Source organism: Streptomyces megasporus (genome assembly GCF_000718985.1).
Taxonomy (GTDB): domain Bacteria; phylum Actinomycetota; class Actinomycetes; order Streptomycetales; family Streptomycetaceae; genus Streptomyces; species Streptomyces megasporus.
On record NZ_JODL01000050.1, the window covers coordinates 1 to 13,191 of the forward strand.

At 73.2% G+C, this 13,191-nt stretch carries 14 protein-coding genes and 1 pseudogene; 11 read left to right on the forward strand and 4 right to left on the reverse strand.

What is annotated here, in order from left to right:
- Window positions 1–122 precede the first annotated feature (122 nt).
- Both hypB and hypA read right to left on the reverse strand, forming a co-directional pair.
- Entirely contained in the window at window positions 123–962 is an 840-nt protein-coding gene (hypB, locus tag IF47_RS0126195) for a hydrogenase nickel incorporation protein HypB (RefSeq protein WP_031511481.1), read from the reverse strand.
- The gene (hypA, locus tag IF47_RS0126200) at window positions 962–1,357 is read right to left on the reverse strand and encodes a hydrogenase maturation nickel metallochaperone HypA (RefSeq protein ID WP_031511482.1); all 396 of its coding nucleotides are present in this window, start codon (window positions 1,355–1,357) and stop codon (window positions 962–964) included. Before hypA ends, hypB begins: the two co-directional genes overlap by 1 nt.
- A 184-nt stretch (window positions 1,358–1,541) precedes the next feature.
- Here hypA and IF47_RS0126205 point away from each other — a divergent pair, with 184 nt between their 5' ends.
- The 11 genes from IF47_RS0126205 (at window position 1,542) to IF47_RS0126255 (ending at window position 11,561) form a co-directional block, all read left to right on the forward strand.
- Window positions 1,542–3,254: an enoyl-CoA hydratase-related protein gene (locus IF47_RS0126205; protein ID WP_037733414.1), complete on the forward strand. Its 1,713-nt coding sequence runs from the start codon at window positions 1,542–1,544 to the stop codon at window positions 3,252–3,254.
- Window positions 3,255–3,368: 114 nt separating this feature from the next.
- Window positions 3,369–4,421, forward strand: coding sequence for an NADH-quinone oxidoreductase subunit B family protein (locus IF47_RS0126210; RefSeq protein ID WP_031511484.1), 1,053 nt, complete (start codon window positions 3,369–3,371; stop codon window positions 4,419–4,421).
- A 40-nt stretch (window positions 4,422–4,461) separates the two neighbouring features.
- A complete protein-coding gene (locus IF47_RS0126215; protein WP_031511485.1) occupies window positions 4,462–6,249 on the forward strand; it encodes a nickel-dependent hydrogenase large subunit in 1,788 nt (595 codons plus the stop codon).
- A gap of 14 nt (window positions 6,250–6,263) precedes the next feature.
- Window positions 6,264–6,839 carry a NifU family protein gene (locus IF47_RS0126220; protein ID WP_037733415.1) on the forward strand — a complete coding sequence of 192 codons (576 nt, stop codon included), beginning with the start codon at window positions 6,264–6,266 and terminating at the stop codon, window positions 6,837–6,839.
- Window positions 6,840–6,844: 5 nt separating this feature from the next.
- Window positions 6,845–7,558 (forward strand): DUF5947 family protein, encoded by a 714-nt coding sequence (locus IF47_RS28330; protein ID WP_078592142.1) that lies wholly within the window; start codon window positions 6,845–6,847, stop codon window positions 7,556–7,558.
- A gap of 10 nt (window positions 7,559–7,568) precedes the next feature.
- Window positions 7,569–7,778 (forward strand): hypothetical protein, encoded by a 210-nt coding sequence (locus IF47_RS0126230; protein WP_031511488.1) that lies wholly within the window; start codon window positions 7,569–7,571, stop codon window positions 7,776–7,778.
- Window positions 7,775–8,521, forward strand: coding sequence for a DUF6084 family protein (locus tag IF47_RS0126235; RefSeq protein WP_211257278.1), 747 nt, complete (start codon window positions 7,775–7,777; stop codon window positions 8,519–8,521). The genes IF47_RS0126230 and IF47_RS0126235 overlap by 4 nt, the downstream gene beginning before the upstream one ends.
- The gene (locus tag IF47_RS28335) at window positions 8,518–9,651 is read left to right on the forward strand and encodes a hypothetical protein (protein WP_157840066.1); all 1,134 of its coding nucleotides are present in this window, start codon (window positions 8,518–8,520) and stop codon (window positions 9,649–9,651) included. Before IF47_RS0126235 ends, IF47_RS28335 begins: the two co-directional genes overlap by 4 nt.
- Window positions 9,648–10,439 (forward strand): hydrogenase maturation protease, encoded by a 792-nt coding sequence (locus tag IF47_RS0126245; RefSeq protein ID WP_342667297.1) that lies wholly within the window; start codon window positions 9,648–9,650, stop codon window positions 10,437–10,439. The genes IF47_RS28335 and IF47_RS0126245 overlap by 4 nt, the downstream gene beginning before the upstream one ends.
- Window positions 10,436–10,567: a DUF6893 family small protein gene (locus tag IF47_RS31975; protein ID WP_281179545.1), complete on the forward strand. Its 132-nt coding sequence runs from the start codon at window positions 10,436–10,438 to the stop codon at window positions 10,565–10,567. Before IF47_RS0126245 ends, IF47_RS31975 begins: the two co-directional genes overlap by 4 nt.
- Window positions 10,568–10,703: 136 nt before the next feature.
- Window positions 10,704–11,561, forward strand: coding sequence for a pentapeptide repeat-containing protein (locus IF47_RS0126255; RefSeq protein ID WP_031511490.1), 858 nt, complete (start codon window positions 10,704–10,706; stop codon window positions 11,559–11,561).
- 21 nt (window positions 11,562–11,582) lie between these two features.
- Here the strand turns inward: IF47_RS0126255 and IF47_RS31295 are convergent, their stop codons facing one another.
- Both IF47_RS31295 and IF47_RS31300 read right to left on the reverse strand, forming a co-directional pair.
- On the reverse strand, window positions 11,583–12,119 hold the full coding sequence (locus IF47_RS31295; RefSeq protein WP_342667298.1) for a GNAT family N-acetyltransferase: 537 nt from the start codon (window positions 12,117–12,119) through the stop codon (window positions 11,583–11,585).
- Window positions 12,108–12,560: pseudogene (locus IF47_RS31300) on the reverse strand (N-acetyltransferase family protein); the annotation flags it as partial. The pseudogene IF47_RS31300 and the gene IF47_RS31295, both read right to left, overlap by 12 nt.
- Between the last annotated feature and the right edge of the window lie 631 nt (window positions 12,561–13,191).

Consider the following 13,191-nt stretch of genomic DNA (forward strand, 5'->3'; position numbering starts at 1 on the left):
CGGCGAGTCGACGTGCTGTGGGCCATGCTGCGTGACAAGAGGCTGTTCACCTCCGCCCCGCCGGTCACGCAAGCGGCTTGACTTCATCATTGAGATTCCTTCCCCGGTGTTCCCGGCCGCCGTCACCGCACCGGGAGGCCGGTGTCGAGTGCGGGCTCGTACGGGTGTTCGTGGCTCCGATCGTGCGCGGGGCCGTGATCGTGGTCGTGGGCGTGCGCGTGCTCGTGTACGTGGTCGTGCGCGGGACCGTGGTCGTGCCGGTGTTCGTTCAGGTGCCGTCCGGCCAGCGGCGGCCGGTGGGGCCTCTCCCCCGCGCCGACGGCCGTGACGCGCTCCAGGAGTTCCTCGACGCCCCGCCCGGTGCGGGCGGAGGTCCGCAGCACCTCCACGCCCGGGTTGACCCGTTCCACGTGCTCGGCGAAGGTCTCCTCGTCGAAGTCGACGGCCTCGGCGAGGTCCGTCTTGGAGAGCACCACGAGGTTCGCCAGGCCGAAGGCGGTGGGGTACTTGGCCGGCTTGTCCTCGCCCTCGGTGACCGACATCAGCACCACCCGCAGCGTCTCGCCCAGGTCGTAGGTCGCCGGGCACACCAGGTTGCCCACGTTCTCCACGAACAGCAGTCGGGTGCCGTCCGGCAGCCAGCCCTCCAGGTGGCCGCGGAGCTGGTCCGCCTCCAGGTGGCAGAGCCCGCCGGTCAGCACCTGCCGGACCGGCGCCCCCGAGCGGGCGAGCCGCCGGGCGTCGTTCTCCGTGGCCAGGTCGGCGGTGAGCGCGGCGACCGGCAGGCCGCGCTCGGCGGCCCGCGTCAGGAGGAGTTCCAGCAGGGCCGTCTTGCCGCTGCCGGGGCTGGACAGCAGGTTGACGGTGGTGACGCCGCGGCCGGCCAGCTCCTCGCGCAGCGCGGCCGCCAGTCCGTCGTTCTTCGCCAGTACGGCCTGTTTCAGGTCGACGACCCGGCACATCACGCTCTCTCCTCCTGTCGTGTCGAGCGGCTCCCGGGGCACGGTCGGCCCTCCGTGAGCGTCACGTCGACGATCTCCAGCTCGCGTCCGGCCACCAGCTCCGTCTCCGCCTCCCCGCACTCCGGGCACCACAGCCGCGGCGGTGTGCCGGGGGCGAACTCCTCGGCGCAGGCCCGGCAGCGGGCGCGGGCGGGCACCTCCTCGATGCGGAGTTCGGCACCGGCGAGCGGGGGGCCCTGGGCGATCACCTCGAAGGAGAACCGCAGGGCGTCGGCCACCACCCCCGACAGTTCGCCGACCCGCAGGCGCACCGACTCCACCGCGTCGGCTCCGTGGCCGCGCGCGGCCTCCTCGGCGCTCTCGGCGACGGCGAGGGCGATCGACAGCTCGTGCATGGGGCGTCACGCTAGCCGGCCGCCCCATGCGCCCCACCGCGCCGCCACGGCACCGGGGCCGAGTTCCCCCGGACAGCCCAAGCCCACGGGGGAACCGAGCGCGTCACGGCCCGGTCCGCGGGTCCGGTGAGCCAGGATCACGCCCCACAGACGACGGCAACGGTCCAACGGTCCGGGAGGCCTCATGCGAATCCTGCTCGTGGCGAGCGCGTTCAACAGTCTGACCCAACGGGTCCTGGTGGAACTGGAGGAGCGGGGCCACGCGGTCGCCGTGGAACTCGTGCCGGGGGACGGCTCCGGGTGGGAGGCCGTGGAGCGGCACGCCCCCGACCTGGTGCTCGCCCCGATGCTGACGACCGCGATCCCGAAGGAGGTCTGGTCGGCCCGCACCTGTCTGGTGGTGCACCCCGGGCCGCCCGGCGACCGCGGTCCCTCGTCGCTGGACCGGGCGATGCAGGACTGCTCCGGGCAGTGGGGCGTGACCGTGTTCCAGGCCGAGGCCGAGATGGACGCGGGCCCCGTCTGGGCGTCGGCGCCGCTGTCGATGCCGCAGCAGATCGGCAAGAGCGACCTGTACCGGGGCGAGGTGGCCGACGCCGCGGTGGAGGCGGTGCTGCTGGCCGTCCGGCGCTTCGCGTCCGGCGCGTACACCCCCCGGCCGCAACCGCAGGACGGGCCGGGCCTGCGCCCGTACCTGGGCCAGGACGAACGCCGCATCGACTGGGAGCGGGACTCCACCCGGGTGGTGCTGCGCAGGCTGCGGGCCGCCGACTCCCAGCCCGGCGTGTTGGACTCCTTCCTGGGCGGCGAGTGGTACCTGCACGGCGGGCACCACGAGGACCGGTTGCGCGGCCGGCCCGGCGAGGTGCTGGCCACCCGGTGCGGGGCGATCTGCCGGGCGACGTCGGACGGGGCGGTGTGGATTCCCCAACTGCGGCCGAGGAGGCGGCCGGGGGGCCGGCGGACGTTCAAGCTGCCCGCCGCCCTGGCGCTCGGCGACCGGCTGCCGGACGTGCCCGAGGTGCCCGTTCCGCTGTGGCTGCCCGCCGGGCGTCGCACCTGGACCGAGATCCGCTACGAGGAGAGCGGTCCGGTGGGTTTCGTGCGCTTCTCCTTCCCCGGCGGGGCGATGGGCACCGACCGGTGCCGTCGGCTGTTGGAGGCCTACCGCTTCGCCTGCTCCCGACCGACCCAGGTGGTGGTGCTCGGCGCCTGCCGGGACTTCTTCTCCAACGGCATCGACCTGAACCTGATCGAGGCCGCGGACGATCCCGCCGCGGAGTCCTGGGCCAACGTCCGGGCCATGAACGACCTGGTGGAGGCCGTCCTCACCACGACCGACCGGCTGACCGTCGCCGCCCTGGGGGGCAACGCGGCGGCCGGTGGGGTGATGCTGGCGCTGGCTGCGGACGAGGTGTGGTGTCGGGCGGGCGCGGTCCTCAACCCGCACTACCGGCTGATGGGGCTGTACGGCTCGGAGTACTGGACCTACAGCCTGCCCCGGCGGGTGGGCGCCGAGGAGGCGGACCGGCTGGTCCGGCAGGCGCTGCCGGTGGGCGCCGCCGCCGCACTGCGCGCCGGGCTGGTGGACCGCGTGCTGTCCGTGGCGCCGGAGACCTTCTTCCGCGAGGTCGCCCGGATGGCGGCCGGCCTCGCCGCCGACCCGGCGCTCCAGGCGCGGATCGGGGAGAAGAAGGCGGTGCGCGAGCGCGACGAGGCGGTCCGGCCGCTGTGGGACCACCGGGCCGCGGAGCTCGCCCGGATGCACCGGTGCTTCTTCCGGGCGGGCGAGCCGTACCACGCCCTGCGCTCGGCCTTCGTCCGCAAGGAGGGCTCGTCGCTCACGCCGGGGCACCTGACCGAGTCACTTCCCCGGCGGAAAACGTTTGAGTTGTAGGCATGTGCTGGAAATGTCAGGCTCCGAGGGACGGATGGCGGCCGGCGCGGACCGCCGCCGCGCCGAACCGGGACCGTGCCTCCCCGCGGGCCCCGCTGCCAGGAAGGAAGCCGTATGAGCACCGACACGTCGGCCCCCAGCGGCGTCGAGGAGGTCCACATCCTCTGGACCTCCGAGGGCATGAGCTGCGACGGCGACACGGTCTCGGTCACCGCCGCGACGCTGCCGAGCCTGGAGGACGTCGTCCTCGGATCGATCCCCGGCATCCCCAAGGTCCACCTGCACAACAAGGTGCTGGCCTACGAGACCGGCGAGGGGTTCACCCGGGCCTTCCACCGGGCCGCCAACGACGAGCTGGGGCCGTTCGTCCTCGTCGTCGAGGGGTCCGTCCCCAACGAGAACATCAACGGCGACGGCTACTGGACGTCGATGGGCAACGACCCCGAGACGGGCGAGCCGATCACCCTCAACCAGTGGATCGACCGGCTGGCGCACAAGGCGTTCGCGGTGGTGGCGATCGGCACCTGCGCCACCTACGGCGGCATCCACGCCATGGCGGGCAACCCCACCGGCTGTATGGGCCTGGCGGACTACCTGGGGTGGGACTTCCGTTCCGCGGGCGGGCTGCCGATCGTCAACGTCCCCGGCTGTCCCGTCCAGCCGGACAACTTCATGGAGACCCTGCTGTGGCTCCTGCACCAGGCCGCCGGAATGGCCCCGCCGATCCCGCTGGACGATCAACTCCGGCCGACCTGGCTGTTCGGCAAGACCGTCCACGAGGGCTGCGACCGGGCCGCGTACTACGAGCAGGGCGACTTCGCGCTGGACTACAACTCCCCCAAGTGCCAGGTGAAGATCGGCTGTTGGGGGCCGGTGGTGAACTGCAACGTCCCCAAGCGGGGCTGGATGGACGGCATCGGCGGCTGTCCCAACGTCGGCGGCATCTGCATCGCCTGCACCATGCCCGGCTTCCCCGACAAGTTCATGCCCTTCATGGACGAGCCCCCGGGCGGCAGCGTCTCCTCCGGTCTGTTGAGCCGCACCTACGGACCGCTCGTGAGGTCACTGCGCTCCATCACCAACCGCACCGTGAACAAGGAGCCCAAGTGGCGCCACAACCGCACCGAACTGACCTCGGGCTACCAGCCGCGGTGGTCCGGCCGCTGACGACGCCGACGGCGTTCGAGACGTTTGAGAGGACCGCTCCGTGACGACCAGCCAGACCGTCCCGGTCGATCAGCGCACGCTCACCGAGGTCGCGTTCGACCCCATCACCAGGATCATCGGCAACCTGGGCATCTACACCAAGATCGACTTCCCCAACCGGGAGGTCGTCGAGTGCCGGAGCACGTCCTCGATCTTCCGCGGCTACAGCGTCTTCATGAAGGGCAAGGACCCCCGCGACGCGCACTTCATCACCAGCCGCATCTGCGGCATCTGCGGGGACAACCACGCCGTGTGCTCGATCTACGCGCAGAACATGGCGTACGGGGTGAAGACGCCGCCCCTGGGCGAGTGGATCATCAACCTCGGCGAGGCGGCCGAGTACATGTTCGACCACACGATCTTCCAGGACAACATGGTCTTCGTCGACTACTGCGAACGCATGGTCAAGGAGACCAACCCCTCCGTCCTGCGGCGCGCCGAGCGGACCGCGGCCCCGCGCGGGGACGTGCACGGCCACCGCACGATCGCCGACATCATGCGCTCCTACAACCCCTTCGAGGGCGCCACCTACAAGGAAGCCCTCGTGATGAGCCGCACCACGCGCGAGATGTGCTGTCTGATGGAGGGTCGGCACGTCCACCCCTCGACGCTCTACCCCGGCGGCGTCGGCACCGTCGCCACTCCACAGGCCTTCACCGACTACCTGGTCCGGCTGATGCGCTGTCTGGACTTCGTCAAGCGGGCCGTCGCCATGAACGACGACGTCTTCGACTTCTTCTACGAGGCCCTGCCCGGTTACGAGGAGGTCGGCCGGCGCCGCACGATGCTGGGCTGCTGGGGCGCCTTCCAGAACCCGGACGTGGTCGACTACGACTACCGGACGATGAACGAGTGGGGCAACGCCATGTTCGTCACCCCCGGCATCGTCGTGGACGACGAGCTGGTCACCACCGACCTGGTCGACATCAACCTGGGCATGCGCATCCTGCTGGGCAGCTCGTACTACGAGGACTGGATCGGCGAGGAGACCTACGTCGACAAGGACCCCCTGGGCAACCCCGTCGACCAGCGGCACCCGTGGAACCAGACCACCCTGCCCGAGCCCCAGAAGCGCGATCTGAACGGCGGCAAGTACAGCTGGGTGATGAGCCCCCGCTGGTACGACAAGCGCACGAACGACTTCCTCGCCCTGGACACCGGCGGCGGGCCCATCGCCCGGCTGTGGGTCACCGCGCTGGCCGGCAAGGTCCGCACCCCCTACGTGCGCTCCACCGGGCACAGCGTCGAGATCGACCTGCCCAAGACCCCGGGCATGCCGGAGATGCGGCTGGAGTGGACGCCCCCGCCCTTCCCCAACACCATCGAGCGCAACCGGGCGCGGATGTACTTCGTCGCCTACGCCGCCGCCATGGCCCTGCACTTCGTGGACAAGGCGTTGGAGGAGGTCCGGGCCGGACGCACCAAGGTCTTCCAGGAGTTCGAGGTGCCCGAGGAGGGCATCGGCGTCGGCTTCCACGAGGCCGTGCGCGGTGTGCTCTCCCACCACCTGGTGATCCGCGACAAGAAGATCGCCAACTACCACCCGTACCCGCCGACCCCCTGGAACGCCAGCCCCCGCGACTTCTACGGCACCCCCGGTCCGTACGAGGACGCCGTCCAGGGCTGCCCCATCTTCGAGGAGAACGGTCCGGACGACTTCAAGGGCATCGACATCATGCGCACCGTGCGCAGCTTCGACCCGTGTCTGCCCTGCGGCGTCCACATGTACCTCGGCGGCGGGCGCACCCTGCGGCAACACCACTCGCCGACCTTCGGCGCGGTCTCGTAGGAAGGCGGACACCGATGCCCTGGGACGACGAGCACGCCCGCGTGCGGGTGGCGCGGACCGAGGAACTCCTCTCCGGCCTGGAGTCGCTGCCCGACGGCGCCGCGGCCGCCCGGGCGGCCGAGACCGTCGAGGCGCTGGTGGACCTCTACGGCGACTGCCTGGCCCGGATCACCGCCCACCTGGGCGAGGACGGAAGGGGCGACGCCCTCCTGCGGCGTCTCGCGGACGACGAGCTCGTCGGCCGGCTGCTGCTGGTCCACGACCTCCACCCCGACCCGGTGGAGACCCGTGTGCGCCGGGCGTTGGAGGACGTGCGGAGCGGAGCGGGCCTGGCGGCGGACGGGGTGGAGCTGCTGGAGCTGTCGGGGACGACGGCGCGGGTCCGGCTGCGCGGCGGCGGACGCGGCTGCTCCTCCTCGTCCGCCTCGCCCCGAGCCCTGGAGGAGGCCGTACGGGAGGCGGTGACCGGCTTCGCGCCCGAGGTCGAGCGGGTGGACGTCGAGACCGTCCCGGACCGGGCGCCCGAAGCCCTCATCCCGGTGGACTCCCTCTTCCGGCGTCCGGCCCTCGCCTCCGAGACGGGCGGGTGAGCGCGGTGAGCGCCGCCTTCCCCGCGCCCCGGCTGCGGCGCCTGGCGCGCCGGCCCGCCCGTCCCCTCCGTCCCGGTGGGCGCGACGGACGGGACGGCGCGGACGAGGCGCGTCAGGAGCGCTGCGACCTGTGCTCCGAACCCCTGCCCGCGGACCACCGCCACCTGCTGGACCTCCACGCCGGCGCCGTGTCCTGCGCCTGCCGCGCCTGCGCCCTGCTGTTCGACCGGCAGGAGGCGGGCGGGGCCCACTACCGGCTGCTGCCGCGGCGCAGGCTCCGGTTGGGCGGGGACGGGATCGACGACACGCTGTGGGCGTCCCTCGGCGTTCCCGTGGGACTGGCGTTCTTCACCCGCGGCGGGACGTCCGGCGAGGTCACCGCCTGCTGCCCGAGCCCGCTGGGTCTGCTGCGCTCCCCGGTGGCCCCGGACCGCTGGCGGGAGGCGGAGGCGTCCGTCCCCGCCCTCGCGACGCTGGCCGACGACGTCGAGGCGCTGCTCGTCGACCGCTCCCAGGGCGCGCGGGAGCACTGGATCGTCCCCCTGGACGACTGCTACCGCCTGGCCGCCGTGGTGCGCGAGCACTGGAAGGGCCTGGGCGGCGGGCCCGAGGTCCGGCGGCGCGTCGAGGACTTCTTCCACCGGCTCGCCGACGGGGCCCCCGCCGACGGCCGTCCCACGACCGAACCGTCCCCCACCGATTCCCGACCCGGAACCTGAAGGAGGCTTCATGGCCGGCATCAGGGTAGGCAAGCCCCAGGTGCAGCCCGACAGGGCGGCGCACGTCAGGGGCATCAGGCAGGGCAACCAACTCGGCTCCTACCGGAAGGCCGTCGGACATCTGCCCGACGACCGCTCCACGGCTCGCCGTTCGACCGGCATCAACGCCCGGCGCCGCGATCCGATCATGCCCGGCATGCCGAACCTCTCCCCGTCATGACCGCGCCCCACGGCACGTCGGACGGTGTGCCGGCCCGGCACACCGTCCCGGCCCTCGCCTTCGCCGTCACCGACGCGCGGCCGGAACGCTTCGCCGCGGTGCCCACCCTCCGGTTCGAACTGGGGATCACCCGGACCGGCGGCGGCCCCATCCGCTCGATCGCCCTGACGGTCTCGATCCGGATCGACGTGACCCGCCGCCGCTACGACGACCGGACGCGGCACGCCCTGGCCGAACTCTTCGGCGCCCCGGACCGGTGGGGCACCACCCTGCGGCCCCTGGCCTGGACCCAGACCACCGTGACCGTGCCCCCGTTCACCGACGCCACCACGGTCGGTCTGACGGTGCCGTGCCCCGTCGACACCGAACTGGCCGTCACCAAGTACCTGCACGCCGTCCGCGACGGGGAGGTGCCCCTGGACTTCCTCTTCAACGGCACCGTCTTCTTCCAGGCCCCGGACGGCCTGCTGCGCACGGCCCAGATCTCCTGGGCCGAGGACGCCCACCACCGGCTGCCCGCCGGCATGTGGCACGCGCTGATCGACCGCTACTTCGCCGGCAGCCCCTGGCTGCGGCTGTCCCGGGAGACCTACGACCGGCTCGACGCCTACCGGGTCCGGCGGGTGTTCGGCACCTGGGACGACGTCATCGGCGACCTGCTGGACCGGGCGGACGCCCCCACTCCCGAGCTCTCCGGCCCCTCGAGAGTTCCCAAGACCACCGGAGCACCATGGACGAGATGAGACGGGCGGAACGCCGGGAGGCGGCGCGGTGCCCGGAGAAGGTCGAGAAGATCGTGCGCACCTGCCTCTACGAGGGCTATCTGCTCTGGCCCTACCGCAGGTCCGCGTTGAAGAACACCAAGCGCTGGACCTTCGGCGGGATCTTCCCCCGCTCGTGCGCCGCCACGCTCGGCGAGCCGTACCGGATGCGCACCCAGGTGCCGGTGGACACCGAGGGCCGCCCCGCGGAGGCCGTCGAGGTCACGGTGCGCGTGCGGTTCCTGCACGTCGTGGACCGCGGTGTGGTCCGCGAGGGTCCGGGCGGGCCCGAGGCCGTCGACGACCTGACGGTGGACGGACGGCGGTACCTGGCGTGGCAGGAGGCGACCGAGCGCGAGCTGTGCCTGCCCGTGACGCTGGGCTCCGTCCTCTCCCGTCCCGCGCGGGCCGCCGTCGACGTCCCGGCGGGCACCGACCGCGAGCCGATCGTGGACGGTGCGGGCCGTGCCGTCGGCGCCCTGGTGCGCCGGTGGAACGCGCTGCGCGGCACCGTGGAGATCGAGGCCGAGCCCGTGGGGGACGGCGTGTACCGGCTGAGCGTGGGCATCGTGAACACCACCCCGTGCCCGCTGCCGGACCCCACCGCCCTGGGCGCCCGGGAGGAGGCCTGCGCGTACGCCTTCGTCTCCACCCACACGGTGCTGCACTGCGTCACCGGGCGTTTCGTCTCGCTCATCGACCCGCCGGAGCGCCTGCGGGGGGCCGTCGAGTCCTGTGAGAACCAGGGCACCTGGCCGGTCCTCGTGGACGACGACGCCTCCGACGTCACCGTCGGGGAAGCCGCCGGGACCACCGACGGCGGGGACGGCGACGGGTCGAGCGCCCACACCGTGCTCTCCTCCCCCGTCACCCTGTACGACTTCCCCGAGGTGGCGCCGGAGAGCCCCGGAGACCTCTTCGACGGCACGGAGATCGACCGGCTGCTGATCCTGAGCGTGCTGAGCATGACGGAGGAGGAGCAGCGGGAGGCGCGGGCCTGCGACCCCAAGGCCAGGGAGATCCTGGACCGCTGCGCGGCGCTCGGCCACGACGAACTCCTCGCGCTGCACGGCACCATCCGCGAGTTCCGACCCCTGGGGGAGGGCGCGTGAACCGGACGGTGACGGTCGACGGGGTCCGGTTGGGCCGGGGCGACCGCGTACGGCTGAGGCCCCGCCACGGCGCCGACATCTTCGACCTCGCGCTCGCCGGACGAGCCGCCGAGATCGTCGCCGTCGAGGAGGACTTCGAGGGCCGCGTCCACGTCGCGGTCGTCCTGGAGGACGACCCCGGACGCGACTTCGGGGCGAGCGCGCAGATCGGCCACCGCTTCTTCTTCTCCCCCGAGGAGCTGGAACCGGCCGGCCCGCCCGCCGATCCCGACACGGCCCGCACGCGCGTCCTGGTGGCCGGGATCGGCAACGTCTTCCTCGCCGACGACGGCTTCGGCCCCGAGGTGGCCGCCGCGCTGAGCGGGCGGACGCTGCCCGACGGCGTCCACGTCGTGGACTTCGGCATCCGCGGCATGGACCTGGCCTACCGACTGCTGGACGGGTACGACACCGCCCTGCTCGTCGACGCGGCGCCCCACGGCCGGCCGCCCGGCACGCTCTCGGTCATCGAGCCGGACATCGAGGCGTTCGACGAGTCCCAGGCCGTTCCCGAGGCGCACGCCATGGACCCGGTCAAGGTCCTCGCCCTGGCCCGGCGGTTGGGCGACGCCCCGCTGCCGCGCGTCCTGGTCGTCGGCTGCGAACCGCTGGTGCGCATGCGCGGCGACGAACCGGACGTGGCCGTGGGGCTCAGCGAACCCGTCCGGCGGGCGGTCGACGAGGCCGTCGCCCTGGTCGAATCCCTGGTGGCGGAGCTGCTCGGCGGGAAGGAGGTGAGCTTCCGATGAGGAACGGCGTCTTCATCCCCGCGATCGCGGTGCGCGTCGCCGTCGGCGCCCTGGCCGCCGCCGTCGCCGCGGCCCTGGTGGTCGAGGTACCGGCGTTGTGGCGGTACCTGAAGATCAGGGCCATGTGACGGCGGCGTGGGCCCCGGTCCGCGGAGGGGTCGGGTGGGCCGCCGGCGGCGGCCCACGGAAGACGGGGAGAATGGGAGCCCGACCGGAGTGCCGCACGAGGCGGCGCCCGTCCTCCGCGACAGGAGATCACCCACCGTGCCCCGTGAACGCGAAGCCTCCGCCGTCGGCACCGAGCGGTCCGAGCTGCGGGCCGACTGCGGGAACTGCTTCGCGCTGTGCTGCGTGGCGCTGCCCTTCTCGGCCTCCGCCGACTTCGCGGTCGACAAGGACGCCGGACGGCCGTGCGCGAACCTGCGGGAGGACTTCCGCTGCGGCATCCACGCCCGGTTGCGGCGGGAGGGGTTCTCCGGCTGCACCGTCTTCGACTGCTTCGGCGCGGGGCAGAAGGTCTCCCGGGTCACCTTCGGCGGACGGGACTGGCGCCGTGACCCGCGCACCGCGCGGCGGATGTTCGCGGCGTTCCCCGTCATGCGGCAACTGCACGAGCTGATGTGGTACCTGGCCGACGCGCTGGGCAGGCCGCGGACCCGTCCCCTCCACCGCGACCTGCGCCGCGCGCTGGACGACGTCGAGCGGCTCTCCCTCGGCAGCGCCGAGGAACTCGTGGCGCTGGACGTGGCGGAGGTCCGCCGCGGCGTCGACGAACTGCTGTCGCGCGCCGGCGAGTTGGTGCGGGCCGCGGTACCGGGCCCTGGGAGGAACCACCGCAGGGCCGACCTCGTCGGGGCGCGGCTCAGGGGCGCCGACCTGCGCGGCGCCAATCTGCGCGGGGCCTGTCTGATCGCGGCCGACCTGCGCGGCGCCGACCTGCGGAACGCCGATCTGATCGGTGCGGACTTCCGGGACACCGATCTGCGCGGCGCCGACCTGACGGGGAGCCTCTTCCTCACCCAGGCCCAGCTCAACGCGGCCAGGGGCGACGAGGCCACCCGGCTGTCCGCCGGGTTCACCCGCCCCGCGCACTGGCGGTCCGCCGCGCGCGGCAGGGGCTGAGGAACGTCCGCCCCGGCGGGGTCATCCGTCGGTGAGCGCCTTCGCCATGACGTGTTCCCGAGGTCCGTCGGGCGCCGCGTCGCCGACCGGCCCCTCGTCCACGAACCCGTGGCGGCGGTAGAGGCCCATCGCGTGCTCGTTGCCGGAGAAGACCGTCAGCCTCAGCACCTCGGCGCCGGTCCGTGCCGCCCACCGCTCCACCGCGCGCACCAGTCGATCCCCCACACCCCGGCCCCGTCCGCCGGGGGCGACCCACAGCGAGATCAGCTCGGCCTCGCCGTCGCCCTGGCCGGGGACGCCGGCGGCCATCCCGACCGGTTCCCCGTCGAGTTCGGCGACGACGTGGCACGCACCGGGGATGCTCAGCCGGGTGCGCCACCTCTCCTCCTGGTCGCCGGGCCCCTGCCAGTCCGCGAGTCGGGAGCCGAAGGCGTGCGGGGCCTCGGAGAGCGCGGCGAGCCGCAGCCTCCGCCAGAGCCGCCAGTCGTCCGCCGTCAGGGTCCGGGTCCGCACCTCGGCCACGTCGGTCTCCCCGTCCTCGTCCCCGGGCGTCCACACGTACCGGACGTCGGGTTCGCGTTCCTCGTTGCGGCTGCCGTCGGTGTACTCGACCGCGCGGAAGCCGTGGCGTTCGTAGAACCGTCGGGCCGGTCCGTTGACCTGGAACGTCCACAGCCCCAGCCCGTCCGGGCTCCGCCGCTTGGCCAGGGCGACGAGGCGGTCGCCGATGCCCCGGCCCCGCCAGGACGGGGCGAGGTGGAGCTGCTCCACCTCCCGGCCGTCGAGCACCATCATCCCGACGATCGTGTCCCCCACCGTCGCCACCCAGGTCTCGTGGGCCGGCACCACCACGTCCCGGATCCACTCCCGCACCTGTCGATCGGTGTGGGCCCGGCGCACGCCGGGAAGGGCCGCGGCGTGGGAGCGCAGCCACACCTCGGCCACGGCGGGCGCGTCACGGTCGCCGGCGCGGCGGACGACGAGGTCGTCGTGCTGCACTGCGGCCTCCACGGCGGGCTGTACTGCGGTCTGCGCGGCGGTCTCCACGGCAGGGCATCCTCGCAGCCGCGTGCCGTCACCGCATCCGTGTTTTCCTCCGCGCGGCCGTTGTCGCGGCTCTCTCCGCCGCTCCGCCGCGGTCGACCTCGATGGGGGACGCGGCGGAGGCGCGACGGAGACGTGCCGTGCGCGACGCGGCCGTGACACCGGGGGCCGCGTCCGGTTCGCTCGGGCGATACGCGCGATCGGGGCAAGCTCGTCGATCAGGACCGGTTCGGCGGGCTTGCCCTGCCCCTCGTGGGGGTAGACAGGGAGTGCGCCCGGGTCGCCGCCAGGTGGAGTCACGAACAGGCGTCCGGCCGCACCCTGCCGACGGCCGGCGGATTCCCCCGTCCCTCCGGCCGTCGGCGGGGCCACGCGGTGCCGGGTCGTGAGGCGTCGCCCGACGTGTCGCGACCCGGCACCGCGCCACACGAGGCGCGAGGGGTCGTCGGTCGCGACCGGCCCGGCCTCCGTTCGACCGGCTCGCGGGGAAGGAGCTTCCCAATCGGGTTGTCAAGCCACAGCAGTGACGGGAGGTGAAGCGTGGTAACACTCACCGTCACGGATCATCGCCCACAGGACGTTCACG

What these genes read in the sequence shown, in the direction of transcription:
- hypB (WP_031511481.1), bottom strand. Translation starts at nt 962, where the DNA reads ATGTGCCGGGTCGTCGACCTGAAACAGGCCGTACTGGCGAAGAACGAC.
- hypA (WP_031511482.1), bottom strand. Translation starts at nt 1,357, where the DNA reads ATGCACGAGCTGTCGATCGCCCTCGCCGTCGCCGAGAGCGCCGAGGAG.
- IF47_RS0126205 (WP_037733414.1), top strand. Translation starts at nt 1,542, where the DNA reads ATGCGAATCCTGCTCGTGGCGAGCGCGTTCAACAGTCTGACCCAACGG.
- IF47_RS0126210 (WP_031511484.1), top strand. Translation starts at nt 3,369, where the DNA reads ATGAGCACCGACACGTCGGCCCCCAGCGGCGTCGAGGAGGTCCACATC.
- IF47_RS0126220 (WP_037733415.1), top strand. Translation starts at nt 6,264, where the DNA reads ATGCCCTGGGACGACGAGCACGCCCGCGTGCGGGTGGCGCGGACCGAG.
- IF47_RS0126230 (WP_031511488.1), top strand. Translation starts at nt 7,569, where the DNA reads ATGGCCGGCATCAGGGTAGGCAAGCCCCAGGTGCAGCCCGACAGGGCG.
- IF47_RS0126235 (WP_211257278.1), top strand. Translation starts at nt 7,775, where the DNA reads ATGACCGCGCCCCACGGCACGTCGGACGGTGTGCCGGCCCGGCACACC.
- IF47_RS28335 (WP_157840066.1), top strand. Translation starts at nt 8,518, where the DNA reads ATGAGACGGGCGGAACGCCGGGAGGCGGCGCGGTGCCCGGAGAAGGTC.
- IF47_RS31975 (WP_281179545.1), top strand. Translation starts at nt 10,436, where the DNA reads ATGAGGAACGGCGTCTTCATCCCCGCGATCGCGGTGCGCGTCGCCGTC.